This is a genomic window from Flavobacterium plurextorum (genome assembly GCF_002217395.1).
Taxonomy (GTDB): domain Bacteria; phylum Bacteroidota; class Bacteroidia; order Flavobacteriales; family Flavobacteriaceae; genus Flavobacterium; species Flavobacterium plurextorum.
Window position 1 is genome coordinate 89,127 of the sequence record NZ_MUHD01000014.1, and the last position, 25,662, is coordinate 114,788.

Consider the following 25,662-nt stretch of genomic DNA (forward strand, 5'->3'; position numbering starts at 1 on the left):
GAAGATTTATAATAAAGTTTTGCCACAGATTACAAGATTAAAATGATTTTTTTAAATCTGTGATAATCTTTTAATCTGTGGCAATAAAATTTTAAACACATAGAAACATAGTTTTTCTTTGTCTTAAAAAGATTTAAATAAATGTTTGGTCATTCACACATAGCTATGTGTATTAATGCAAGTGAAACGCCTTTTATTTAGTTGCAAAAAACTATGTTTCTATGTGTTTAAATAAAATATTTATTCCAATTCTAAAACCAAAGCTGATTTTGGTTCTAAAGTAATTTCAGAAGCTAAATCAAATGTTTTTCCTGTAATAACATCTTTTCCTGATTTAAAGTTTTTGATGTTTTCTTTGAAACGGTTTGTTTTTACAACCTGTTGTTTTGCATTGTTATTGAAAACCACCATCACAGTTTTTGCATTAGTGTATCTGAAATATACATATGTGTTATTTTCTGGAATATAATGCGTCATTTTTCCGAAATGAACTGCTTCATTCGATTTTCTCCAGTTGAATAATTTTGAAGTGAAATCGAAGTATTTTGCTTGCTCAGCTGTTCTTCCTGCTGCAGTTAAAGCGTTATTTTTATCGCCAGCCCATCCGCCTGGAAAATCCTGACGAATATCTGCATCGCCTTTACTTTTGTCTCCGCCCATTCCAATTTCTGAACCGTAATATACTTGCGGAATTCCGCGAACGGTTGCCATTAAAGTCATGACTAATTTGTATTTGGCAAAATCATGTTTGTAAACATCGTTGATTCTGTTTGTGTCGTGATTTTCGGCAAAAACCAAAAGATTATTGGTGTTTGGATATAAGAAATCCATAGCAAAATTGTTGTAAAATTTAATCAATCCGCTGTCCCAGTTTGGTTCGTCTTCATTAAAAACAGAACCAATATGATCTTGTAAAGTAAAATCCATTACACTTGGCAGGTTCGAATTGTAGTTTTCGATTGCACCAATTTTGCTGTCTTTTTGCCAATACGCTAAGCTTGCTTGGTTGTGCATCCAGATTTCTCCAACGATATTAAAGTTTGGATATTCGTTTGTAATTGATTTTGCCCAATTTGCCATTGCAGCAGGGTCAGAATAATTATAAGTATCGACTCTAAATCCATCAAGATTAGCAAACTCGATCCACCAGATTGCATTTTGAGTTAAGTATTTTGCAACAAGAGGATTTCTTAAGTTCAAATCCGGCATTGAAGGAACAAACCAACCGTCAATACAAACTTCTTGATCTAATTTTGAAGCGTGAATGTCTGTAATTACTTCGCGGCGATGGTGCGTTTGTGTGAAAGTTTCGAATTGATTGAACCAAGTTTTAGTTGGAATATCTTTCATCATCCAGTGTGTAATTCCCCAGTGATTGGTTACATAATCCATAACTAGTTTCATGTTCTTTTTGTGCATTTCTGCCGAAAGACGTGCGTAATCGTCGTTTGTTCCGTAACGCGGGTCTATTTTATAAACGTCTGATTGTCCGTACGTATGATACGAATGCTGTTTGTCGTTGTCTTCGCATAAAGGCGTGCTCCAAATTGTAGTTGCACCAAGAGACGAAATATAATCTAAGTTTTTGATGATTCCTTCGATATCACCGCCGTGACGTCCGCTTGGATCTTGACGATTCCCTTTTTCAGTTAGTGAAGCGTTGCTGTCGTTTTTAGGATTTCCGTTAGCAAAACGATCCGGCATAATTAAGTAAATCATATCCGATGCATCGTAACTTTTTCTGTCTGCCGAATTTGCTCTTCTTTCTTTAAGGGAATATTTTTGAGTAAAAGCTACTTTGTTATTGTTTTTAAAAGAGAAAATTAATTCAGAAGCTTTTAGGTTTTGCGTATCAATTGTTACAAAAAGGTAATTTGGATTTTCTGTTTTTTCTAAATTTTTAATCGCTACATTATTGGAAACTGAAGCTTCATATTGCGAAATATTTTTTCCGTAGAACATAATCTGCAATTCCGGATTTTTCATTCCTGCATACCAGAAAGGCGGTTCTACTTTTTGGATTTGCGCTTTCGCGGAAGCGGAAAACAACAAAACCATTAGGATTAATTTATATATGAGTGATGTTTTTTGGTTTTTCATAGTCATAATAATTATTCTAATTGTCAGTTCGAGCGTCCCGAAGCTTCGAGAGAGAACCTATGCGGCATCTCGACTTCGCTCGATGTAACAAAAAGTTGTTGATTAAAAAAAAAGACAAGTAATCTTGGGGGAGAGTTACTTGCCTTTTAAAGAATTATTTGGTTTCTATAATGCTTATTGCATAACCTCCGCCTGGAGCAGAAAGCTGCGATAATTTTGATTTGCTTGTTACAGCAATTTTCTTGATTGTATAAGCTTGCGGATTTGTTTTATAATGCGCATCTTTTGCATCAGCATAAATTGTAGCTGTGTATTTTTTCCCTTTTTCAAGGAAACTGAAATCAATGTTTGATGTACGAGGTGTTTCTCCGTTTACGTTTCCTACGAACCAATTATTTGTTCCTTTTGCTTTACGAGCAACGGTGATAAAATCTCCTGGTTCAGCTTCAATATATTTACTTTCTGACCAATCTAAAGCGACATCTTTAATGAATTGGAATGCATCTGGAAAACGGTTGTAGTTTTCTGGAGTATCTGCAGCCATTTGTAACGGGCTGTACATTGTAACGTACAAAGCCAATTGATTTGCCAATGTACTGTTTACATGTGATTTGTTATCAGGATTCATTTTACTGATATCCATTTCGAAGATTCCAGGTGTATAATCCATTGGGCCACCAATTAAACGTGTAAATGGTAAAACGGTAACGTGATTTGGTTTAGAACCTCCAAAAGCTTGGTATTCTGTTCCTCTTGCTGCTTCGTTTCCAATTAAGTTTGGATATGTTCTCGCAATTCCTGTTGGACGAACTGCTTCGTGAGCGTTTACCATAATTTTATAATCAGCTGCTTTTTCGATCGCATATTGGTAGTGGTTTACAATCCATTGATTGTAGTGGTTTTCACCGCGAGGTAAAATATCACCTACGTAACCGCTTTTTACAGCATCATATCCGTTATCGTTCATGAATTTGTAAGCGGCATCCATGTGGCGCTCGTAGTTACGAACAGATCCTGAAGTTTCGTGGTGCATAATGATTTTCACTCCTTTAGATTTTGCGTAAGCATGAAGACCTTTTACATCAAAATCTGGATAAGGTGTTACGAAATCAAAAACATAATCTTTAGAATGTCCAAACCAGTCTTCCCAGCCTTCGTTCCAACCTTCGACTAAAACGGCGTCGAAACCATTTGCAGCGGCAAAATCAATGTATTTTTTTACGTTAGCATTGTTTGCTCCATGAGTTCCGTTTGGTTTTGCTTTCGAGAAATCAGAAACACCCAATTGAACTGTTGGAAAATCATTTGTATATGACCAAGAGCTTTTTCCTGTAATCATTTCCCACCAAACACCAATATATTTTACTGGTTTAATCCAAGAAGTATTTTCAATTTTTGATGGATCGTTTAGGTTATAAGTCATTTTTGAAGCTAAGATTTCTCTAGCATCATCGCTCACCATAATTGTTCTCCAAGGCGAGTGGCTTGGGGCTTGCATATAACCTTTGTCGCCTTTTGCGTCTGGTGTTAACCAAGAGTTGAAAACCATGTTTTTATCATCTAAATTCAAGTGCATACAAGAATAGTTGATTAAAGCCGCTTCGTGTAAGTTGATGTAGATTCCGTCGGCCGTTTTTAACATCAAAGAAGTCTGAACTCCTGTTGGAGAAAAGTTCTTTTGCGAAACATTTGCTGTATATGCTTTTTCAGATAAGCCTCTAATTTCAGATAATTTCGATTTTGTATAATCGTATTCCTGAGTATCATAATCTCCTGGAATCCAGAAAGCAGTATGATCTCCTGTCATTGCAAATTGAGATCTTTCTTCTTTAATTACAAAATAAGTAAGATTTTTTTGTGCTGGGAATTCATATCTAAATCCTAAACCGTCTTCGAATAAACGGAAACGAATTACGATTTGTCTGTCTGTTCCTTTTTGATTTAAAGTTACAGCCAATTCATTATAATGATTTCTGATATTGTCTACTTCTCCCCAAACTGGTTTCCAAGTTTCATCAAAAGTGGAAGTTTTGGTATCAACTACAGTAAAGTCATTCAATAAAGATTTTTTGTCATCTTTAAGTTCAAGACCTAATTTACTGGTTTTTACAACTTCTTTGTTTTTGTATTTTAAATTGTACGTTGGAGTTCCGTCGTTTTGAAGAGAAAATTCCATTACGAACTTGCCTTCGGGTGATTTTAATTGTTGTGCTTCTGCAATTGAGCTAAAAGCAAACAAGATTAAACTTGCGAAAAATAAGTTTTTCATGTTTTTTAGATTTTAGAGTATTGTAATTTAATTAATTTGTACAAATTTACTTGCAGTTATGGGATTTCCGTTAACTACAATTGTTAAATCTTGATCGCCATCTACAGTAAAAGAGGTTTTATCATGATTTACAGATACTTTTAGAATTTGATTTCTAAAGTTAATTTTAAAAGAGTAGCCTTTCCATTCTTTTGGAATTTTTGGAGAAAAATGCAATTGGTTATTTTTAACTCTCATTCCGCCAAAACCTTCCACAATACTCATCCAAGTTCCTGCCATTGATGTAATGTGACAACCTTCCTCAACTTCTTTGTTGTAATCATCAAGATCTAAACGAGATGTTCTTAAATAAAATGTATATGCCATATCCATTTTGTCTAAAACTGCGGCTTGAATCGAGTGAACGCAAGGCGAAAGAGAACTTTCGTGAACGGTAAATGATTCATAGAAATCAAAGTTTCTTTCTAATTCTTCTCGTGAAAAATGATCTTCGAAGAAATAGAAACATTGTAAAACATCGGCTTGTTTAATGTATGGCGAACGTAAAACGCGATCCCAAGACCATTTTTGATTAATTGGACGCTGTGATTTATCTAAATCTTTTACAGGAACTAAATCTTTGTCTAAGAAACCGTCTTGCTGTAAATAAACTCCAAGTTCTTCAGAAATTGGAAAATACATATCATCGGCAACTTTTTTCCATTGTTGAATTTCATTTGCAGAAAGATTTACTTTTTCTAAAATACGTTTGTGATCTGAAGGATATTCTGATTCAACTTTAGTAATTTGTTCTGCAGCAAAATCGATACACCATTTTGCAATATAATTGGTGTAGAAATTATTGTTGATGTTGTTTTCGTATTCGTTTGGACCTGTAACTCCCAATATTACATATTGATTTTTATCTTTTGAGAAAGAAGCTCTTTGGTGCCAAAAACGTGCAATTCCGATTAAAACTTCTAATCCTTTTTCTGGAATATAAGAGTAATCGCCGGTGTAGCGGTAATAGTTGTAAATCGCAAAAGCAATCGCTCCATTTCGGTGGATTTCCTCGTGTGTGATTTCCCATTCGTTGTGACATTCTTCACCATTCATGGTCACCATTGGATATAATGCAGCACCGTCTTTGAAGCCTAAATTTTCTTTAGCATTTTCAATGGCTTTATCTAATTGATTGAAACGGTAAGTCAATAAGTTTCTCGCAACTTGCTGATCTTTTGTTGCCATGTAAAACGGAATACAATATGCTTCAGTATCCCAATAAGTCGATCCGCCGTATTTTTCTCCGGTGAAACCTTTTGGTCCGATGTTTAATCGGCTGTCTTTTCCTGAATAGGTTTGATTTAATTGGAAGATATTGAAACGAATTCCTTGTTGCGCTTTTACATCACCTTCTATTGTAATATCTGACATTTCCCAGATTTTTGCCCAAGCTTCAATTTGATTTTGAAACAAAGCATCATATCCTGAATTTATAGCTGATTTTATTACTTTTTCGGCTGCAGCCAAAGTATTTTCATGGTTTAGAGAAACTGTATATCCACCAATTTTTTGGATTGATGAGGTTTGTCCTTTTGCGATAATAGTTCCATAAGTATATTGAACTTTATCTGCCGTTGAATCGATTGTCGATGGCGAAACATTGATATTTTCTCCGTTTGCCAAAATCGTATTGTGCATGAAAGTTGTAACCTTAAAATGCGTTTTGAACGTTTGTGCGGTTACAAAAGCTTCGTTTGTACCTTTTTTAACTTCAAGCGGTTCCCAGAATTTTTCTTCCCAGTTCGCATCTTCATTGGTTACACCAGCATCAACGTAAGGTTTGTATACGATTTTTGCATCTTTGTTTAAAGGTGTAATATCGTATTTGATAACTCCTGCTTCGTCTAAATCTAAGGAAAGAAAACGACGAACGTTTACTGCGATTTCGGTTCCGTTTTTTAGAACTGCTTCAAAAGAACGATTGTACCAACCTTCTTTCATATTCAATTCTCTGCGGAAGTTTCTAACTTCTGTACACGTATTTAAATCAAGATTTTCTTCGTTGATTTCAATGTCAATTCCTATCCAGTTTGGAGCGTTAAGTACTTTGGCAAAATATTTTGGATAACCGTTTTTCCACCAGCCCACTTTTGTTTTGTCTGGATAATAAATTCCAGCGATATAACTTCCTTGAAAAGTTTCGCCTGAGTATGTTTCTTCAAAATTGGCGCGTTGTCCCATAGCACCATTTCCGATACTAAAGAGACTTTCGGACGATTTTACTCTCTCGGCATCAAATCCTTCTTCTATAATTGACCAATTATCTGGTTTTATATAATCTTGGTTCATCTTTTTTTAATTTGATAATTCAGTTAATTAGAAAATTAGATAATTACGCGATTTCGGAAATTATCTAATTGACACATTTTCTAATTGATTAATTTTTCTATAAAGCTTGTTTCGATTTGGGGAAAATCTTTAAAAATATAGTCCGCTTCATGCAAAATTGTTTCCTCACCAATTCCCACGCTTACCATTTCGCCTATGTTTGCTGCCTGAATTCCTGCAACAGAATCTTCAAATACGATTGAGTTTTTTGGATCAATGTTTAATAATTGAGCCGCTTTTAAGAATACTTCAGGATCTGGTTTTGCATTGGTAACGTCATTTCCGTCAACAATAACATCGAAGTAAGACAGGATTCCTGTTTTTTCTAAAATTGGTCTTGCATTTTTACTGGCAGAGCCCAATGCAATTCCTTGGTTTTTATCTTTTAATAGTTTTAGAATTTTTAAAACTCCTGGAAGAATCTCGCTTTCATCCATGTCTACTAAATAAGATAGATAATCTTCGTTTTTTTGAATTAACCATTTGTCTTTGTCTTCTTGCGAAGCCTGAACATTTCCTAATTCAAGTATAATGTCTAAGGAACGAACTCGGCTTACGCCTTTTAAAAGTTCGTTGTCTTCATGTGTAAAATTTATGTTTAATGCTTTGGCAATTTTCTGCCATGCCAAAAAGTGGTATTTAGCGGTATCAACGATTACTCCGTCAAGATCGAATATGAATGCTTTTTTGTTCATTTTAAAGGAAATTCTTCTTTATGATTTTAAATAGTGTCGTCTACATCTTTTACTTTGTAGACTAAAAGAGCGGCAATTAAAAAGCTTACTCCGCTTGTAATTAAGGCATAAATTGCATCGCCATTGTAAAGGTATTTTACAATTGGACCTCCAATTAATGCGTTTACGATTTGTGGGATAACAACAAAGAAGTTGAAGATTCCCATGTAAACTCCCATCTTTTTTGGAGCAATAGATCCGGCAAGAATTGCATAAGGCATTGCTAGAATACTCGCCCAGGCAACTCCAATTAAAATCATTGGCAATACAACCCAATCTTCATTTGGCATAAAATAAATAGAGATTAAACCTATTCCTCCAATGACTAATGAAACGGCGTGAGTTGATTTTCGTCCGATTTTTTTAGCGATATACGGTAAGCAAAACAAAGCGACAAGAGCAGAAACTAAGTTGTAAACTCCAAATAGAATTCCGACCCAGTCGCCGGCATCTTGATATTGCTGGCTTGAAGTGTCACTTAATGGTAATCCGTAAATGTGATGGGCGATTGCCGGAGTTGTAAAAACCCACATTCCGAATAATCCAAACCATGAGAAAAACTGCACCCAGCTGAGCTGACGCATTGTGGTTGGCATCTTTGCGAAGTCAGTAAAAATATCTGTAAGCTTTGATTTTTCTTCAGAATCAGAAATCACATCATTTTGGGGATCTTCAAATTTGGCTAACTCTTCAGGTGAATATTCTTTTGTTGTGAATAAGGTTACTAAGATCGAACCGATTAAGACTGCAGCACCAATAATAAATGATAAAGTAAGGTTTAATGGAACGCTTCCTGGAACTGTACTGTTTGGTATGTGAAACCATTTTGTTAAAACATAAGGAAGTGCGGAACCAATTACGGCTCCAAAACCAATTAGAGAGGTTTGGATACTAAATCCTGCTGTACGCTGGTCTGTTCTTAAGTTATCGCCAACAAGTGCGCGAAACGGCTCCATGGCAATGTTAAAAGAAGCGTCCATGATCATCAGCATTCCGGCTCCAACCCATAAAGCAGGTAAAACGGAAATGAAAATATTAGCCTGCGGCATTAAAATTAATCCTACCGAAGCTAAAATTGCACCTACTAAAAAGAAAGGTTTTCGTCTGCCGAATTTTCCCCAAGTTTTGTCACTGTAGTGACCAATAACAGGCTGTACTATTAATCCCATAAGGGGAGCAATAATCCAGAACCACGAAAGTTCATGTACATCGGCACCAAAAATTTGAAGAATTCTGCTGGCATTTGCATTTTGAAGTGCAAATCCCATTTGTATTCCTAAGAAACCGAAACTCATGTTCCAAATTTCCCAGAAACTTAATTTACGCTTTTCCATTATCGTAATTAAAGAATTAATTAGACGATAAGCGCTTTGCTTATCAAAACTTACTATTTTTTTCGAAGTAAAAGTAAAAGCTTTGAGCAGGCGTAAAAGTATTAATTATTTTTTTAAATATGCTAACAAAAAAGCCATAAATATTTTTTATGGCTTTAGAAAAGGTTGATTTTAAGAATTTTAGTCAGTAGATTCTCGTTCTATTAAATGTGTTTCTATCACTTCTGTAGTGTAATTTTCGTTTTCTTCTTCGTCATCATCATGTTCGGCTTCGAGTCTTTCGATCAACATTTTAGCAGCTTTGTTTCCCATTTTTTCGCCGCTTTGACTTACTGTTGTAATACTTGGAGTAGAGTATTTCGAAATAATTCCGTCAGTAAAAGCAATTACCGCTAAATCTTCAGGGACTTTTAATCCCATTTTCGAAGCGGTTTTAATTATTGTTACAGCAAAAAGCTCGTTTACCGCAAAAACAGCATCAAAAGCTCTATCATTTAAAAGTTGTCCAATAGTGATTTCGCAGGTGTCAACGTCTTCAATTTTAATAATTAAATCTTCATTGAATGGTATTCCGTTATCTAGAAGTGCTTTTTCGTAACCGTCAGTTCTCAATTTCCCAACACTTACATAATCAACGGTGGTTACGAGAGCAATCTTTTTTCGACCATTATCGATTAAGCTTTGTACAGCTTCGTAGGCAGCGGCTTTGTCGTCAATAATAACCTTATCGCATAAAATATCGTTGGTAACGCGGTCAAACATTACTACCGGCATTCCTTGATTTATAACTTCGGTAATATGATGAAAATCGCCTTTGAACTGTGTTTCTTTTGAAAGTGACATGATAAAACCATCAATACTTCCGTTGGCTAACATTTCCATATTCAGTACCTCTTTATCGAAAGAATCATCAGATAAACAGATCACAACACTGTAACCATGTTCGTTGGCTACTTGTTCGATTCCATTAATTACAGTAGAGAAAAAATAATGTACAATTTCCGGAATGATAATACCAATACTTTTGGTTTTCCGATTTTTTAAACTAAGGGCAATATTGTTGGGCTTATAGTTGTAAAACTTTGCAAATGCCTGCACTTTTAAGCGTGTTTCTTCTCCTATTTCAAGACTGTTTCTTAGTGATTTCGAGACAGTTGAAATAGATACATCGAGTTCCTTTGCAATTTGTTTTAGTGTTATTTTACGTTTCATAGTAGTTATTTGAAAAAAATCTAATTGACAATAAAGGTGAATAATATTTTTGGGATTGACAATTTTTGACTTAAAAGATTACAAAAAATAGAAAGTTTTCAACACTACCACGTTTTCGTAAACCAATTAAAAATGCCTCTTGTTGAGCGTGTTAATTAATTCATAATTTTGAAATTCGAAGTAAAATTAAAAACTTAACTAACAATCAAAAACTCAAACTAATTTAAACAAAAAGTATGAAAACAATTTACAAAAAGTTGTTATTTTTATTCCTATTGTTGCCATTTACGGTGCTAGCTCAAAGCACTTTAAGTGGGACTGTTGTCGATAAAGCAACAGGTCAGCCAATACCAGGAGTAAACGTAAATGTACAAGGTGCTCCAACTGGTGCATCGACAGGATTTGATGGTAATTACCAATTACCTAATGTTAAAAGCGGAAGCAAAATTTCTGTTTCTTTCATTGGATACAAAACTCAAATTCTTGATTATAATGGACAAAAAACATTAAATGTTTCTTTAGAAGAAGATACTAATCAGCTTAAAGAAGTTGTGGTGCAAGTAGGTTACGGTACTGTTAAGAAAAAAGACGCAACTGGATCTGTTTCTCAAATTTCGGCTAAAGAATTCAATAAAGGAATTAACGTTACTCCAGAGAGTTTGATCAGTGGTCGTATTGCTGGTGTAAATGTTATTACAGGAGGTGCTCCGGGGGCTAAAGCGGATATTAGAATTCGTGGAGGATCTTCATTAAGTGCATCAAATGAGCCATTAATTGTAGTTGATGGACTTCCTATGAGTAATGCGGTTCCTAGTGGATCAACTAGTATTTTGTCTACAATTGATCCAAATGACATCGAATCTTTTACAATATTGAAAGATGCTTCTGCAGCTGCAATCTATGGTTCTAGAGCTGCAAATGGTGTAATTGTAATTACTACTAAAAAAGGGACAAAAGGCGGTGTAAAAGTTAACTTTAATTCTCAAGTAGGTATTAATACTGTTGCTAATACAGTAGATGTTTTAAGCGGAGATCAATATCGTGCTTTAGTAAATGAAAAAGGGACTGCTGCTCAAAAAGCTTTATTGGGAACAGCAAATACTGATTGGCAAGATGAAATTTTCCGTACTGCTTTAACAACAAACAACAATATATCTGTAAGTGGTTCATTGTTTAATAAATTGCCAGTACGTTTATCTGTTGGAAATGTAGATACTCCTGGAATCTTAAGAAACACTTCTTTTGAAAGAACAACGACATCGTTATCGTTAAATCCAGTTTTATTTGATAATCATTTAAAAATTGACATTACTGGAAATTTAGCTTTTGGAAAAAATCAATTTCAAGATGAAGGACCAGTAATTAGCAGCGCTATTATATTTGATCCAACGCAGTCAGTTTACCAAGCAGGTTCTCGTTACGGAGGTTATTTTGAATGGTTAGAAGCAAATGGTAATGTACCATTGTTACCAGCAAGAAACCCTGTTGCAAGATTAAATCAAGATGAGCGTAGAGCAACTTCTACTAGAAAATGGGGTAATATTAGATTAGATTATAAATTTCATTTCTTCGAAGATTTAAGAATTGTTGCTGAAGCAGGTATCGATAAATTTGATAGTAATGGTTATACAAGAGTAAGTACTGAAAGTATTACAGGATATCAGCCTACTACATTTGATAAAGGAAACTGGACTAATTTAGGAGGATATACGGGTTATACAGACAGCCGTCAAAATAAAAACTTAAATACTTATTTTAACTATACTAAAGATTTAGGTAAATTTAAAATTGATGCTACAGCGGGGTATAACTACCAATTGTTTCAACGTGAGGGGTATAACTCTGGTGATGTCATGAGACCAAACCCACCGTCGGATGTTACTACAGATCCAGATGTTAATTTACAATCGTATTTCGGACGTTTGAATTTAGGATACGACAGCAGATACTTGTTGACAGTAAATTATAGAAGAGATGGAACTTCACGTTTCTCTAAAGAAAATAGATGGGGTAATTTTGCCGGAGGTGCTTTTGCATGGAATGTAGCTGAAGAAGATTTCTTAAAGGACAACGGGACTTTGTCAAGTTTAAAATTAAGAGTTGGATACGGAACTACAGGACAGCAAGATATTCCGCCTGCATACGATTATTTACGTCGTGTAACTTTAGGAACACTTAATACTCAGTATGTTTTTAATGGTGTTATTTCTAAAGCGGCAAGACCAGAAGGATATAATGAAGATATTAAATGGGAAGATTTAGCTGAGATGAACCTTGGAGTAGATTTTGGATTTCTTAATGAAAGAATCACAGGGTCAGTTAATTATTTTGATAAAAAATCGAGTGATTTATTAGCAAATATTCCAGTTCCAGATGGAGCAAATATTAGAAATCAAGGTTACAGCAATATTGGTAGTGTAAGAACAAAAGGGGTAGAGTTCAGCCTTCAGTCTGACATTATTAAAAATGACAAACTAACTTGGAATGTTGCTGTTAATGCTACTTATATTGATCAAAAAATCTCTGATTTAGGAACTACAGTTCCAGGATTTCAAGGATACTTAACAGGAGATAATATTGCAGGAGGAACAGGAAACCAAGTGTTGATACATTCTGAAGGGTTTGCTCCAAATTCATTCTTTGTATTTGAACAATTGTACGATGCAAACAAACGACCAATTCAAGGTGCTTATGCAGACAGAAATGGTGACGGCGCTATTACAGATGCGGATCGTTATATCTACCATAAGCCAACAGCAGACTATACTTTTGGATTGTTTTCTACTTTGAATTACAAAAATTTCGATTTCACAATGAACTGGAGAGCTAGTTTAGGAAATTACATTTTTGATAACGTAAGTTCTGATAAAGGATATTTACAAGCAGGTTTAAGAAGAGACTCTGATTTGTCTAACATTACTACAGATTATTTTAATACTGGATTTACTACTGAAAGTAACTCTAATGGAACGCAGCGTAACTATTCAAATTACTTTGTAAAAGATGCTTCTTTCATTAAGTTGGATAACATCGTATTTGGGTACACTATTAATAAGAAGGTACTAAAAGCGGCAACGTTGAGATTTACTGCTGGAGTTCAAAATGTTTTTGTTCTTACGAAATACAATGGTTTAGATCCAGAGAAATTCAACGGAATTGACAATAACGTTTATCCAAGAGCTAGAACATTCTTGTTTGGAGTAAATGCGAATTTCTAATAGTACATTGAAAATTAAAATTTAAAAAATAAATAAAATGAAAATATCATTTAAATATATATCTTATTTTCTCCTATTCATTTTAGGATTAAATATGACACTTACTTCGTGTACGAGCGATTTAGATGTGAAGCCGACAGATGATGATGAGTTTCTTTCTGATGACTTTTTCAAAGATCCGGCATCTTACAAACAAGTATTGGCAAAACTATATGCTGGTTTGTATGTAGGAGGGAATGATGGTGATACTGATCCTAACAGCCCATCTGGTGATATTGCAGGTATTGGTGGTGACTTTAGCAGTTACTTGCGATTGTTATTTGTTACACAGGAGTTTCCAACAGATGAAGCTATTATAGCTTGGTCAGATGATGGTTTGCCTGCGATAAATGGACAAAAATGGAGTCCGAGTAACCAGTTTTTATACGGAGTTTTCTCAAGAGCATTTTATGAAATTAGTGTTGCTAATGAGTTTTTGAGACAAACAACAGATGAAAAATTAACGGAGCGTGGTATTGATACTGCTACAAAAGCCGAAATTGTGAAATTTAGAGCAGAAGTTCGTTTCTTAAGAGCATTTTCATACGTTAATTTAATGGATTTGTTTGGGAATGTGCCAATTACTACAGAAAAAGATCCAGTTGGTTTCTTTTATCCAGAACAAAAAACTAGAGCAGAAGTTTTTGCTTTTGTAGAGTCAGAATTAAAAGATATCGACAATACTTTAGCGCCTTCTAAAGCTAATGAATATGGAAGGGTTGATAAAACAGCGGCTAAATTTTTATTAGCGCAGATTTATTTAAATTCTAAAGTTTACACAGGAACTGAGAGATATAATGATGCTGCTACTGTTTGTAATGATATTATAACAGGTTCTGCATATACTTTTGCAGACGTGCCTTATCGTTATTTATTCTCTGCTGATAATAATAGAAACGGAGCGCAAAGTGAATTTATTTTCCCAATTGTTGGAGATGGTAATGCCATTAGAGCAATAGGTGGAGGTATGAGTTTTATTATTCATGCGTCTATTGGAGGAAGCATGGTAGGAGCTAATCAAGGTATGGATGGAGGCTGGTCAGGAACAAGAGCAAGACCAGAATTTGTTAAATTGTTTCCTGATGCAACAGCAACTGCTGATCAAAGAGGTACTTTTTATACTAACGGGCAAACTCTAGATATCGCTGATTATGGAGTATTTACTAATGGATATGCGGTGACAAAATTTATCAACGTTAATTCTGATGGTACTGCTGCGCAAAGAAATGATATGCCAGATACAGATTTTCCAATGTATAGATTGTCAGATGTTTATTTGATGTATGCTGAGGCAACACTTAGAGGAGCATCATCAGGTGATATTACAAAAGCTTTAGGGTATGTAAATAAAATTAGACTTAGAGCTAAAGCGGGTGTTATTACAGCTTCTGACTTAACTCTGGACTTTCTTCTAGATGAAAGAGGAAGAGAATTGTTTTGGGAATGTCACAGAAGAACAGATTTAATTCGTTTTGGAAAATTTACAGGAGGAGCTAAAATCTGGCAATGGAAAGGCGGCGTTAAAAACGGAAGCGGAACGGAAGAGTTCAGAAATTTAATGCCTATTCCTTCAAAAACTATTCAGGCGAACCCAACTTTAAAACAAAATCCAGGATACTAACTAACCATATAAAAAAATAATAAAATGAAAAACATATATAAAATTTTAATCGCATTCATTGGTGTTTTAGCAGTGTCATGTAATGCTGATGATGTAGAAGAGAGACCAGTAATTGAGCCAGTTACAGCTCCAGTTTTACTTAATCCTCAAAATGATTTTAACATCGTTTTGACTAAAGACAATGAAAAAAATGTTGCAACAACTGTAATCTGGAACGATGCTAAGTACGATGGTACAGCAACAGTGGTAAACTATACTATTGAAATCGCAAAAGCAGGAACTAAATTTGCTGCTCCTATATCAGTAACTACAACTACAGCTCGTTACAAAGCTTTAACAGTAGCCGAATTGAACTCAGCTTTAGTAAACGGAGGTTTTGTTGAGAAACAAGAAAACAGTGTTGATATTCGTATTAAATCTACAGTTGGTACAGGTGCAGAAGCGCAATACTCTAATTTTTATACTATTAAAGCTACTCCATACCACGTGCCATTGGCAAGTTCTCATTGGTTAGTTGGAGCAGCTACTCCAGGTGGATGGTCATGGGATGGTGATGCTGAAACAGAATTCCCATTAGTAGTTGGAAAAACAAATGTTTACCAAGTAAAAGTTGTTCTTAAAAGCGGAGAAGCATTTAGAGAGTTTTTATCAAATGACTTTACAAGCGGTGGTAACTGGGGTGCTAGTAACAGCCGTAACTTCCCTTACTATTCTGGATTAGGTTATACTATAGATTCAGAATTAGTAAATGCTGGTGATGGTGATAGTAACTTTAAATACACTGGGCCAACTGGACTAAGAACTTTGACAATTGACAATGGTGCAAAAACTATAACAGTAGATTAGTTCTAGCATGAATAATTAAAGGGCTATCTGTATAAGGTAGCCCTTTTTTAATCTAACTAACCATTAACCACAACTATGAAAAAAACTTTACTATTAATTTTTCTATTGTTATCTGCCGTTATTTTTGCACAGCATCAAACCGTAACTTATTCTATAAATCCGCCGACTTTTGAGGACACGACCTCTATTACAATTACAATAAATGGAAATAGTATAAACGAATCGGCTTGGTCAGTAACAGGAAATGCACTGTATCTTTGGTCATGGTCTTATGATGTAAATGATGCCAATCAACTGGATTCGCCTTCTAATGGATCTTGGACGGCTTCGGCTGAAGCGGGTAAATTTACTTATAATGCAGGAACAGATACTTACACAAAAACATTTACGCCGTCTGCCTATTTTAATAGAAACGGAATCGGAAAATTTGGTTTTCTAGTTAAAGCTAAGGATGGTACGGGGGCTAAACAGTCACAAGATATTTTGGTTGAGGTTGGTTCCTTTCAGGTAACATTGACTTCTCCTGCAGAGAACAACAGTACAATTATTGCAAACGGTGGAAGTTTAAATATTGCCGCAACAAATACAAATGGAACAGCGAGTTATACATTAAAATCAAATGGAGTCGTAATAGACTCTAATTCTAGTACTTCCAGTTATTCGTTTAATCATGTAAACATTACAGGCAATCAAAGTTATGAATTGAGTGTTACTCAGGCATCAACAACGATAGTTAAAAAATTTACTGCGATTGTTGATCCTAATACCGTTTCTGAAGCTATGCCTGCAGGCTTGACAGAAGGAATTAATTACAATGCTGATGTTACAAAAGCAACTTTGGTATTAGATGCTCCTTTGAAAGATTTTGTTTACGTTGCAGGAAGTTTTAATAATTGGCAGCCAACATCGGCGTATGCCATGAAAAAAGATCCTGTTTCAGGTAAATTTTGGTTAGAATTGACAGGATTGGTTTCTGGACAAAATAATACGTATCAATATTGGGTTGTTGATAAAACTCCGTTGGCCAATTCACCTTCAATGGTAAAAACGGCAGATCCTTATTCAACTTTAGTATTGTCGCCGTATGATGATTCTTCAATTCCTGCAGCTTCTTATCCAAATATGCCGGTTTATCCAACAGGACAGAGTTTTGAAGTTACGGTACTTAAAACTGGAAAGACACCATATAATTGGCAGGTTACTAATTTTACAAAACCAGAAAAAGACAAGTTAGTTGTTTATGAAGTATTAGTTCGTGATTTTGATGCCGCTCGCAGCTATCAAAGTTTAATTGATAAGATTGATTATTTTAAAACGCTTAAAATAAATGCAATAGAATTGATGCCGATAATGGAATTTGAAGGCAATGAAAGTTGGGGTTACAATACTTCATTTCATATGGCTTTAGATAAATTCTATGGTACTTCAGATAAATTAAAAGAACTTATAGATTTATGTCATCAAAACGGAATTGCCGTAATTCTAGATGTAGCTTTAAATCATGCCTTTGGACGTAATCCGATGGTGAGAATGTGGATGAATGATCCTGATGGAGATGGTTTTGGTTCGCCTACGACTGAAAATCCTTATTTTAATACTGTTGCAAAACATACTTTTAGTGTAGGAGAAGATTTTAATCATCAATCTGCAAAAACACAATATTATGTAGAGCGTGTCATTAAACAATGGATTGAAGAATATAAAATTGATGGTTTTCGTTGGGATTTAACCAAAGGATTTACTCAAGCCTGTACAGCATCAGACCAAACTTGTACCAATAATTATCAGCAGGATAGAGTTGATATCTTAAAGAAATATGCGGATTATTCGTGGAGTTTAGATCCTACTCACTATACTATTTTTGAACATTTAGGATCTGATACAGAGGAAAAAGAATGGGCAAATTATAGAGTAAATGATCCTGTTAGTAAAGGTGTGATGATGTGGGGAAAAATGACAGATCAGTACAGTCAATTGGCAATGGGATATGCATCAAACAGCAATATTTCAAGAATGACAAGTTCAAGCCGTGGTTTTACAGCAAACAGATTAATGGGATATGCAGAAAGTCATGATGAAGAACGTTTAATGTATAGAAATTTACAATATGGAGCTTCGGGCGGAACTTATGATGTAAAAACGTTAAACACAGCCTTGTCAAGAATGTCAGCAATTGGTGCTGTTTCATTATTGATTCCAGGGCCAAAAATGATTTGGCATTTTGGAGAGTTAGGCTGGGACAGCTCAATTTTTACTTGTAATAATAATACAGTAAATACAGATACAGATGCTGCTTCTGGCGATTGTAAATTAGATACAAAACCACAGCCTCAATGGGCAAATAATTGGTTAGGAAATACCAATCGAAATAAAATTTATTACGACTGGGCAAAAATAATTAATCTTAAAATAACGGAGCCTGTATTTTTAGGAACCGCAACAGTTGCAAGTGCTAATTCACTTTCGGTCAACATAAAAATTACAAACAGCGCTTTGGCGGCTACTCAGTTAAAAGACGTATTGATTTTGGCGAATTTTGATGTGACAGCGCAAAATGTACCAACAGGTTTTCAATATACTGGAACATGGTATAATTTAATGGATAACACTACAATAAATGTTTCTGATGTTTATGCCTTAATAAATATTCCCGCTGGAGAATTTAGAATTTATGGAAACAAAGTTGCGAATTTGGCTATAGCCGATTTCGAAAAAGGAGCAACAGTCAATTTATATCCAAATCCAGTTTCAGATTATTTTACATTAAACATATCGACAGCAAAAGTGCAGGTTTATAATATATCAGGACAATTAGTAAAAAGCTTTAATGCAAATGGAAAAATAGATTTTCAGTTTGAGGTGAGTGATTTAGAAGCAGGACTATACATTGTGAAAGCAATGGATGAAAATAAGAAAACTCAGGTAATGAAATTTATAAAAAAGTAGTGTTTAATTGATCTCTTTTATTGTATTTGAATTCAATTAAAAACAGCGTTAAGTTTTGGTTTGGTTAGTAGTGAAAAGGGCTTTTCTAGCAATAGAAGGCCCTTTTTTTATAGATGATTATTATGCTTTCTTTTTATCGTTGTACTCTCCAATTAAAGCAAAGTAGCCAAATGTGCCAAGACCTAAAACAATTAACGGCGTAAGAATAAAAAGAATAATAATGCCAAAGACCAAATCGTCTTGTTTGTCTGAGAGCAATTTGGGCAAGCCAAATTCAAATACGCAGAAATAGGCGGCAGCAATGGAAAGCACAATCCATAAAACACCTAAAATTTGTTTAATAGCATTCATAATAGTAGTTTATTAAAGGTGGTTAGTTTTGTTTTTGTTGTCAATATAAATCATTCCAATTACAAAGCATATAGAAGCAATGATAATTGGATACCAAAGTCCGTCGAGGTAAAAATCACTTTTTCCGGCCGCTTTTGAATGAGTTACAAAATAAGTTGAAATTGCAGGAAGCAGACCTCCAAAAATTCCGTTTCCTACGTGGTAAGGAAGAGACATCGAAGTGTATCTGATTTTAGTAGGGAACATCTCAACTAAAAAGGCCGCAATCGGACCGTAAACCATAGTGACAAATAAAACCTGAATGAAAACTAGAAAAATCAAAGTCCATTCGTCGCTTGAATTGATATTGATCGAAATACTGCTTTGAGATTCTTTTTTATCAGCAAAATCAGTTTTCTTCTCTACATAAGATGTTCCGTCAGTATATGTTTTAGAGATTGTAGTTATTGTATTGTTGTCGGCTGTTGTTTCAGTGTTTTGTGTTGTCTTTTCTGTGATTTCGGTTTTGTAACTTACATCAGTAGTACTGTACATCATTTTGTAAATTGGTCTATAGAATAAAATAGCCAAAAGCATTCCAGTCATCATAATGTACTTTCTTCCAATTTTGTCGCTCAGCCATCCAAAGACAATAAAAAATGGTGTTCCTATTAATAAAGCAATTCCCAGTAATCCATCAACTTGTGATGAATCTATGTTCATAACAGTTTTCATGAAACTCATAGCATAAAACTGCCCAGTATACCAAACAACACCTTGTCCCATTGTCGCACCGAATAATGCCAGCAAAACAAATTTTAAATTGTATCGATTTCCGAAACTTTCTTTTAGCGGATTTGTACTTGTAGTTCCTTCTTTTTTAGCTTTAGCAAAAACAGGAGATTCGTCCATGTTTTTTCTAATTAAATAAGAGACGCCAACCATTGCAATAGAAACCCAAAAAGGAACACGCCATCCCCATGAATCAAAAGCCTCGCTCGAAAGTACATTTTTAGTGGCTAGAATTACCATTAATGAAATGAACAAACCAACAGTTGCAGTTGTCTGAATCCAAGATGTCCAATATCCTTTTTGACCTGCAGGAGCGTGTTCTGCAACATAAGTAGCTGCGCCGCCGTATTCACCGCCAAGTGCTAATCCTTGCAGTAAACGTAAAATTAAAACTAATAAAGGAGCTAGAAAACCAATTGTTTCGTAACTAGGAATACAGCCTATTAAAAAAGTAGAACCGCCCATTAATAATAAAGTAGCCATGAAAGTGTATTTTCGACCAATAATATCACCAAGTCTGCCAAAAAATAGTGCCCCAAAAGGACGAACAACAAATCCGGCGGCAAAAGTGGCTAAAGTCGATAAAAATGCTGCAGTAGGATTGTCGCTTGGGAAAAATTTAGTTGAAATTACAACGGCTAAACTTCCGAAAATGTAAAAGTCATACCATTCAATCATTGTTCCCATGGAAGAGGCAGAAATTACTTTCCAAATGCCCTTAGTAGAAGTTTTGCTCATAAAACTGCTTTGAAATCTTATTAGTAAATGAAAGATAAAATTATAGTTTTACGAATATAGAAGATATTTTTTTATTCACTTAATACTTTTTTAACAAAAACTAATTATTTATTGACATTTAGTGTTAATGTGATTTCGTTCAGTTTAAAGATAGGGAAATGTATTTATATTTGAAGTGTATTTTTTTGTCATATCTTATTATATGAAGAAGATTTTTGGGTTATTTCTCTGTTTGATTTTTGCGGTTTGCCAAAGTCAGGAAAAAAAAGTTTCTAATGAAAAGAAATGCCAAGCAGTTTTAACGCCTTCGGAAACTCTTCAGTGGGAGTATCTTAATTTTATGAAAGATTCTGTCTTTTATAAAAGTCAATTTGCAAATTTTGCGAGAATAAAAAATGGAGTCTTACTTTATAGATGGCAAGAAGGCAGCGGAAGTAATAATTTTTTCACAGTTGATTTTGATGAAAACTTTAATGCTTCAATAAGAACAAAAGAGTTTGTCAAGAAAGTTGATTTTTCTACAGCGGATAAAAAAAAGATGAAGTTTATTTCAGAAATTTTAGAAAAAGAGAGTTACTATCAGCGATGTCTAAAAGATCATGGTCATAGTACTTTATATATATTGATTGTAAGATGTAATAATGAAGTAAAGGCTCAGTATTATTCTTCAAAGACTAATCTATATGAAATAGAAACGTCAGATACGAACATCAATTTGATTAAGGAAATTTTTAGTATAATGGATCGAAATTATTATAAAAGTATAACGCTAAAAAGACAATGAAAAAATGTAAGGATTCTTAAATCTTAGTTTTTTATACCTGTAGTACTTTTGCTTAAAAAAAAACAGAAAAGTATAGAAAACAAAAAAACCCACTCGGTTGAGTGGGTTTCGTGGTACCTCCAGGGATCGAACCAGGGACACATGGATTTTCAGTCCATTGCTCTACCATCTGAGCTAAGGTACCGTGCTGTGCACATTGCGGGTGCAAAGATAGAATCATTTTTCGTTTATCCAAAACATTTTAAAAAAAAAATCAATTCGTATCTTCGCAGAAACAAAAAGGAAATATGATTTTAACTGTTGATGTTGGAAATACTCGAATTAAAGCAGCTGTTTTTGAGGGAACTGCCGTTTTGGAGAGTTTTGTTTTTGAGAAAAAAGAGCTCGAAAAAAAAATTAAAAAAATTTTAGACAACTATCAAAAATGCTCTGATTTGGTAGTAGCCTCAGTAGGAAATGTAGAAAAACAATCTTTTTTGATTTTTGAAGAGCAGTTAAATGTTCATTTTTTTACTCATGAAGATAAATTTCCTTTTCATAATAAATATGCAACACCAAAAACTTTAGGAATAGATAGAATGATTTTGGCTGCAGGGGCAACTTTGCAGTTTCCCAAACAAAACAGATTAGTGGTTGATGCTGGAACTTGTATAACCTACGATTTCATCGACGAAAATGATAATTATTTGGGAGGAGCGATTTCTCCGGGACTTCGTCTGCGTTACGAATCTTTGCATAATTATACAGCCAGACTGCCTTTGCTGACTTTCGAAGAACCAGATCAATATATAGGAAACACGACAATGCAGGCAATTCATTCAGGAGTTGTAAACGGCTTCGTCTATGAGATTGATGGTTTTATCGATGAATATCGTGGAAACTTTTCAAATTTTATAATAATTTTAACGGGAGGAGATGCAGATTTTTTGGCTAAACGATTAAAAAATACCATATTTGCCAATTCAAATTTCCTTTTGGAGAGTTTGAACCAAACATTTCAATATAAAATCAACAATGATTAAAAAAATTATAATAAGCGCTTGTTTGCTTATATCGTTCGTTTCATTCGCTCAACAAGGTACTGCTTCCCCATATTCTTTTTATGGAATTGGTGATACTAGATTTAAAGGAACTCAGGAATTTAGGTCTATGGCAGGAGTTGCGGTTGAACAGGATAGTATTCATTTGAATATTGAAAACCCTGCGAGTTACGCGAGTTTATTGCAGACAACATTTACAGTTGGGGGGTCGTTTGGAACTTCTACTCTAAAAACAGATACAGAATCGGCAAAAGCACAAAGAGCCACTTTTGATTATTTGGCGATTGGAATTCCAATGGGAAAATTTGGAGCTTCATTTGGTTTAGTTCCATTATCTTCAGTTGGATATAAAATTTTAAATGATAATACAGCAACTCCTGGAGCAACAAGTACACAGCTTAGTGGTAAAGGAGGTATTAATAAAGCTTATGTTGGTTTAGGATATAAAATTAAACCAAACTGGAATATTGGTGCCGATATGCAGTATAATTTTGGAACAATTAAAACAACAAGTATAGAAGCTGTAAGTGGTGTGCAAAACTCGACTACAGAGTTAAATACTTCTGAATTATCTGGTGTGAATTTTAACATTGGTACAATGTATCAAACAAAACTTTATAAAAAAGTTTCATTGTTTACGAGTTTGAATTACACTTTTGCAAGTACATTAAGATCTAATAATACTAGAGAAATTACGGTAAGCGGTGATCCAGATCCTTACGTTTATAATCCAGATGCAGAAGATTTAAAATTACCAAACAAGTTAACGATTGGAGCTGGTATTGGTGAAGCTAGAAAATGGTTAGTAGGAACAACAATGGCTTTTCAAGGAAACGGAGAATTTGCAAATTATTACAACGCAAATCCTAATGTTCGTTACGAAAAATATGCTAAGTACGCTTTAGGAGGATATTTTATTCCAAATTATACTTCATTTACAAGTTACTTGAGCAGAATTACTTACCGTGCCGGATTGAAATATGAAAAATTAGGCTTAATAGTTAATAATGAGTCAATAAACGACATCGGAATGACTTTAGGTGCTGGAATTCCAATTCCTGGATATTTTTCAAATGTAAATATCGGAGTTGAATTTGGTAAAAGAGGGACAATGTCAGCGGGATTGATTCAGGAAAACTATGTTAACTTCAGTGCGAGTTTCTCATTTAATGATAAATGGTTTGTGAAGAGCAAATTTAATTAAGCATAGTCTAATGTTTTTTTAAGCTCATTACAATTTACTACATTTGGCGAATGATTTTACCAAAGAAATATATTGTTCCTGTTGTTGTATTTGCTGTCGTAGCACTTTTTTTTGGCTGTGAAAGCAATTTTAAAGAAGTTCAAAAAATCAACTTCTCTGAGTTTGTTCCAGCAAGTGATGCTGATACGGTAAATATTAAATATACAGACTCAGGACGCATAACAGGAGTTTTGATAAGTTCAAAAATGTTAGATTATTCTAACCTTGACTTCCCGTTTACAGAATTTCCAAAAGGAATTGATGTTACTTTATACGATAAGAAACAAAAGCGTACTTTTATAAAATCAAATTATGCCGTTTCATATAAAAGTACCAGTATAATTGATTTGCAGGGAAAAGTGCGAATAACATCAGAGGAAGGTCAGGTTTTAGAAACCGAGCAGCTGTATTTTGATCAGAAAAACGAATGGTTTTATACCGAAAGAAAATTTAAGCTTACAGATGCTAAAGGAGTTTCTTACGGACAAGGAATCGATTTTAGTAAAGATTTTAAAGTGATTAATTCGCAGCGAATAAGCGGCGAAATTGAATCGAATGAATAAATATAATTATGGGTTATTTAAAATATACACAATACGTTTACATAGTTTTTGCTGTTTTCTTTATTTATGACGGTGTGACAAAATTAAACGAAGGAAACGAAAGTTATCCGATGAGTTTGATTATTGCCGGAATGGCTGTGTTTATGTTTTTCTTTAGAAGAAGATTTGTCAAGAAATTTGACGATCGTAATAAAAAACAATAAAAATGGAAATTAGTATTATAATATTATGTTTAATACTATCAGCCTTTTTCTCAGGAATGGAAATAGCTTTTATTTCCTCAAACAAAATTTATCTTGGAATTGAGAAAAAACAAGATAATTTCTTGTCGCAAATTTTAACTAAACTTACAGAGAATCCATCAAAGTTTATTGCTTCTATGCTTATTGGTAACAATATAGCATTAGTAATTTATGGGTTTTATATGGGGGATTTGATTATTGGCTGTATAGCAAGTTTTGGTTTTCAATTTTCTGCCCTGACAACAGTTTTACTTCAAACTTTAATTTCGACTTTTATAGTTTTAATTACTGCTGAGTTTCTTCCCAAAGTTTTTTTTCAAATTTATGCCAATACACTAATTAAGGTTTTTGCTGTGCCGGCATATCTTTTTTATAGACTGTTTTACTATTTGTCTACCTTTTTTATTTGGATTTCAGACTTTGTTTTAAGAAAGTTTTTTAAAACAGAAGGAGATCAAGTTCAATTGTATTTTAGTAAAGTTGAATTGGGGAATTATATCACAGAACAAATGAGTTCGGTTGAAGATGATGAAGAGGTAGATTCTGAGATTCAGATTTTTCAAAATGCGTTAGAGTTTTCAGGTGTAAAAGCACGTGATATTATGACTCCAAGAACAGAAATAGTCGATATCGATTTGTTTGACAGTATAAAAGATCTTAAAGAGTTATTTATCGAAACAGGATACTCGAAAATTGTCGTAAGTCAAAATTCTCTAGATGATATTGTAGGTTATGTTCATTCATTTGACTTGTTTAAAAAACCAAAAACAATAAAATCAGTTTTGATGACTGTGGAGTATGTTCCAGAAACAATATTGATAAAAGACGCACTGAATATTTTGATAAAAAAGCGAAAAAATGTGGCAGTTGTTCTTGATGAATATGGAGGAACTTCGGGTATAATTACTATTGAAGATATTGTGGAGGAGCTTTTTGGAGAAATAGAAGATGAGCACGACTTAGATGAAGAATTGATTGAGCAGGAATTGGGTGAAGGGAAATATTTGTTTTCTACAAGATTGGATGTTGAGTATTTGAACGAAACCTACAAACTTATGATTCCTGAAGAAGATTCGTACGGAACATTAGGCGGTTTTATTGTAAATCATACAAAAGAAATTCCTCAAAAAGGTGATGAAATTGTAATCGACAAGTATCATTTTGTGATAGAACAAGCATCAAACAAGAAAATCGAGTTGGTCAAAATGACAATAAAAGAGTGATTTTTTTAGTAATTGAAA

Annotated in this window: 18 protein-coding genes and 1 tRNA gene; 10 read left to right on the forward strand and 9 right to left on the reverse strand. The window is 34.1% G+C overall.

The window, feature by feature from the left end; translation table 11 throughout:
* Nucleotides 1-240: 240 nt before the first annotated feature.
* The 6 genes from B0A81_RS07105 to B0A81_RS07130 all read right to left on the reverse strand — a co-directional run bounded on the left by B0A81_RS07105 (nucleotide 241) and on the right by B0A81_RS07130 (nucleotide 10,019).
* A complete protein-coding gene (locus B0A81_RS07105; RefSeq protein ID WP_089057376.1) occupies nucleotides 241-2,100 on the reverse strand; it encodes a glycoside hydrolase family 13 protein in 1,860 nt (619 codons plus the stop codon).
* Between the two features lie 154 nt (nucleotides 2,101-2,254).
* Entirely contained in the window at nucleotides 2,255-4,369 is a 2,115-nt protein-coding gene (locus B0A81_RS07110; RefSeq protein WP_089057377.1) for a glycoside hydrolase family 97 protein, read from the reverse strand.
* 27 nt (nucleotides 4,370-4,396) lie between these two features.
* Entirely contained in the window at nucleotides 4,397-6,700 is a 2,304-nt protein-coding gene (locus B0A81_RS07115) for a glycoside hydrolase family 65 protein (RefSeq protein WP_089057378.1), read from the reverse strand.
* Nucleotides 6,701-6,780: 80 nt separating this feature from the next.
* Nucleotides 6,781-7,434 carry a beta-phosphoglucomutase gene (gene pgmB / locus B0A81_RS07120; protein WP_089057379.1) on the reverse strand — a complete coding sequence of 218 codons (654 nt, stop codon included), beginning with the start codon at nucleotides 7,432-7,434 and terminating at the stop codon, nucleotides 6,781-6,783.
* Between the two features lie 26 nt (nucleotides 7,435-7,460).
* Nucleotides 7,461-8,807, reverse strand: a complete 1,347-nt coding sequence (locus B0A81_RS07125; RefSeq protein ID WP_089057380.1) for an MFS transporter — start codon at nucleotides 8,805-8,807, stop codon at nucleotides 7,461-7,463.
* Between the two features lie 180 nt (nucleotides 8,808-8,987).
* Nucleotides 8,988-10,019, reverse strand: a complete 1,032-nt coding sequence (locus B0A81_RS07130; protein WP_089057381.1) for a LacI family DNA-binding transcriptional regulator — start codon at nucleotides 10,017-10,019, stop codon at nucleotides 8,988-8,990.
* A 236-nt stretch (nucleotides 10,020-10,255) separates the two neighbouring features.
* On the opposite strand from B0A81_RS07130, the gene B0A81_RS07135 reads away from it, so the two are divergent.
* The 4 genes from B0A81_RS07135 to B0A81_RS07150 all read left to right on the forward strand — a co-directional run bounded on the left by B0A81_RS07135 (nucleotide 10,256) and on the right by B0A81_RS07150 (nucleotide 18,689).
* Nucleotides 10,256-13,237: a SusC/RagA family TonB-linked outer membrane protein gene (locus B0A81_RS07135; RefSeq protein ID WP_089057382.1), complete on the forward strand. Its 2,982-nt coding sequence runs from the start codon at nucleotides 10,256-10,258 to the stop codon at nucleotides 13,235-13,237.
* Between the two features lie 37 nt (nucleotides 13,238-13,274).
* Nucleotides 13,275-14,897: a RagB/SusD family nutrient uptake outer membrane protein gene (locus tag B0A81_RS07140; RefSeq protein ID WP_089057383.1), complete on the forward strand. Its 1,623-nt coding sequence runs from the start codon at nucleotides 13,275-13,277 to the stop codon at nucleotides 14,895-14,897.
* Nucleotides 14,898-14,921: 24 nt separating this feature from the next.
* A complete protein-coding gene (locus tag B0A81_RS07145) occupies nucleotides 14,922-15,743 on the forward strand; it encodes a SusE domain-containing protein (RefSeq protein ID WP_089057384.1) in 822 nt (273 codons plus the stop codon).
* A gap of 75 nt (nucleotides 15,744-15,818) precedes the next feature.
* Nucleotides 15,819-18,689, forward strand: a complete 2,871-nt coding sequence (locus B0A81_RS07150; RefSeq protein WP_089057385.1) for an alpha-amylase family glycosyl hydrolase — start codon at nucleotides 15,819-15,821, stop codon at nucleotides 18,687-18,689.
* 120 nt (nucleotides 18,690-18,809) lie between these two features.
* Here B0A81_RS07150 and B0A81_RS07155 read toward each other — a convergent pair whose 3' ends face one another.
* Together B0A81_RS07155 and B0A81_RS07160 are read right to left on the reverse strand one after the other, a co-directional pair.
* Nucleotides 18,810-19,040: a DUF6814 family protein gene (locus B0A81_RS07155; protein ID WP_089057386.1), complete on the reverse strand. Its 231-nt coding sequence runs from the start codon at nucleotides 19,038-19,040 to the stop codon at nucleotides 18,810-18,812.
* Between the two features lie 12 nt (nucleotides 19,041-19,052).
* A complete protein-coding gene (locus tag B0A81_RS07160; RefSeq protein ID WP_089057387.1) occupies nucleotides 19,053-20,549 on the reverse strand; it encodes an MFS transporter in 1,497 nt (498 codons plus the stop codon).
* A gap of 202 nt (nucleotides 20,550-20,751) precedes the next feature.
* Between B0A81_RS07160 and B0A81_RS07165 the strand changes: the two genes are divergently transcribed.
* The gene (locus B0A81_RS07165) at nucleotides 20,752-21,333 is read left to right on the forward strand and encodes a hypothetical protein (protein WP_089057388.1); all 582 of its coding nucleotides are present in this window, start codon (nucleotides 20,752-20,754) and stop codon (nucleotides 21,331-21,333) included.
* Between the two features lie 111 nt (nucleotides 21,334-21,444).
* On the opposite strand, the gene B0A81_RS07170 is transcribed toward B0A81_RS07165, so the two are convergent.
* Nucleotides 21,445-21,517, reverse strand: a tRNA-Phe gene (locus B0A81_RS07170).
* 103 nt (nucleotides 21,518-21,620) lie between these two features.
* On the opposite strand from B0A81_RS07170, the gene B0A81_RS07175 reads away from it, so the two are divergent.
* Genes B0A81_RS07175 through B0A81_RS07195 form a run of 5 tightly spaced genes read left to right on the forward strand, consistent with a single transcriptional unit; the run spans nucleotide 21,621 to nucleotide 25,644 of the window.
* The gene (locus B0A81_RS07175; protein WP_089057389.1) at nucleotides 21,621-22,355 is read left to right on the forward strand and encodes a type III pantothenate kinase; all 735 of its coding nucleotides are present in this window, start codon (nucleotides 21,621-21,623) and stop codon (nucleotides 22,353-22,355) included.
* Nucleotides 22,348-23,577: a hypothetical protein gene (locus B0A81_RS07180; protein ID WP_089057390.1), complete on the forward strand. Its 1,230-nt coding sequence runs from the start codon at nucleotides 22,348-22,350 to the stop codon at nucleotides 23,575-23,577. The genes B0A81_RS07175 and B0A81_RS07180 overlap by 8 nt, the downstream gene beginning before the upstream one ends.
* A gap of 50 nt (nucleotides 23,578-23,627) precedes the next feature.
* Nucleotides 23,628-24,179: an LPS export ABC transporter periplasmic protein LptC gene (lptC, locus tag B0A81_RS07185; RefSeq protein ID WP_089057391.1), complete on the forward strand. Its 552-nt coding sequence runs from the start codon at nucleotides 23,628-23,630 to the stop codon at nucleotides 24,177-24,179.
* An 8-nt stretch (nucleotides 24,180-24,187) separates the two neighbouring features.
* On the forward strand, nucleotides 24,188-24,382 hold the full coding sequence (locus tag B0A81_RS07190; protein ID WP_089057392.1) for a hypothetical protein: 195 nt from the start codon (nucleotides 24,188-24,190) through the stop codon (nucleotides 24,380-24,382).
* A gap of 2 nt (nucleotides 24,383-24,384) precedes the next feature.
* A complete protein-coding gene (locus B0A81_RS07195; protein ID WP_089057393.1) occupies nucleotides 24,385-25,644 on the forward strand; it encodes a hemolysin family protein in 1,260 nt (419 codons plus the stop codon).
* Nucleotides 25,645-25,662 lie beyond the last annotated feature (18 nt).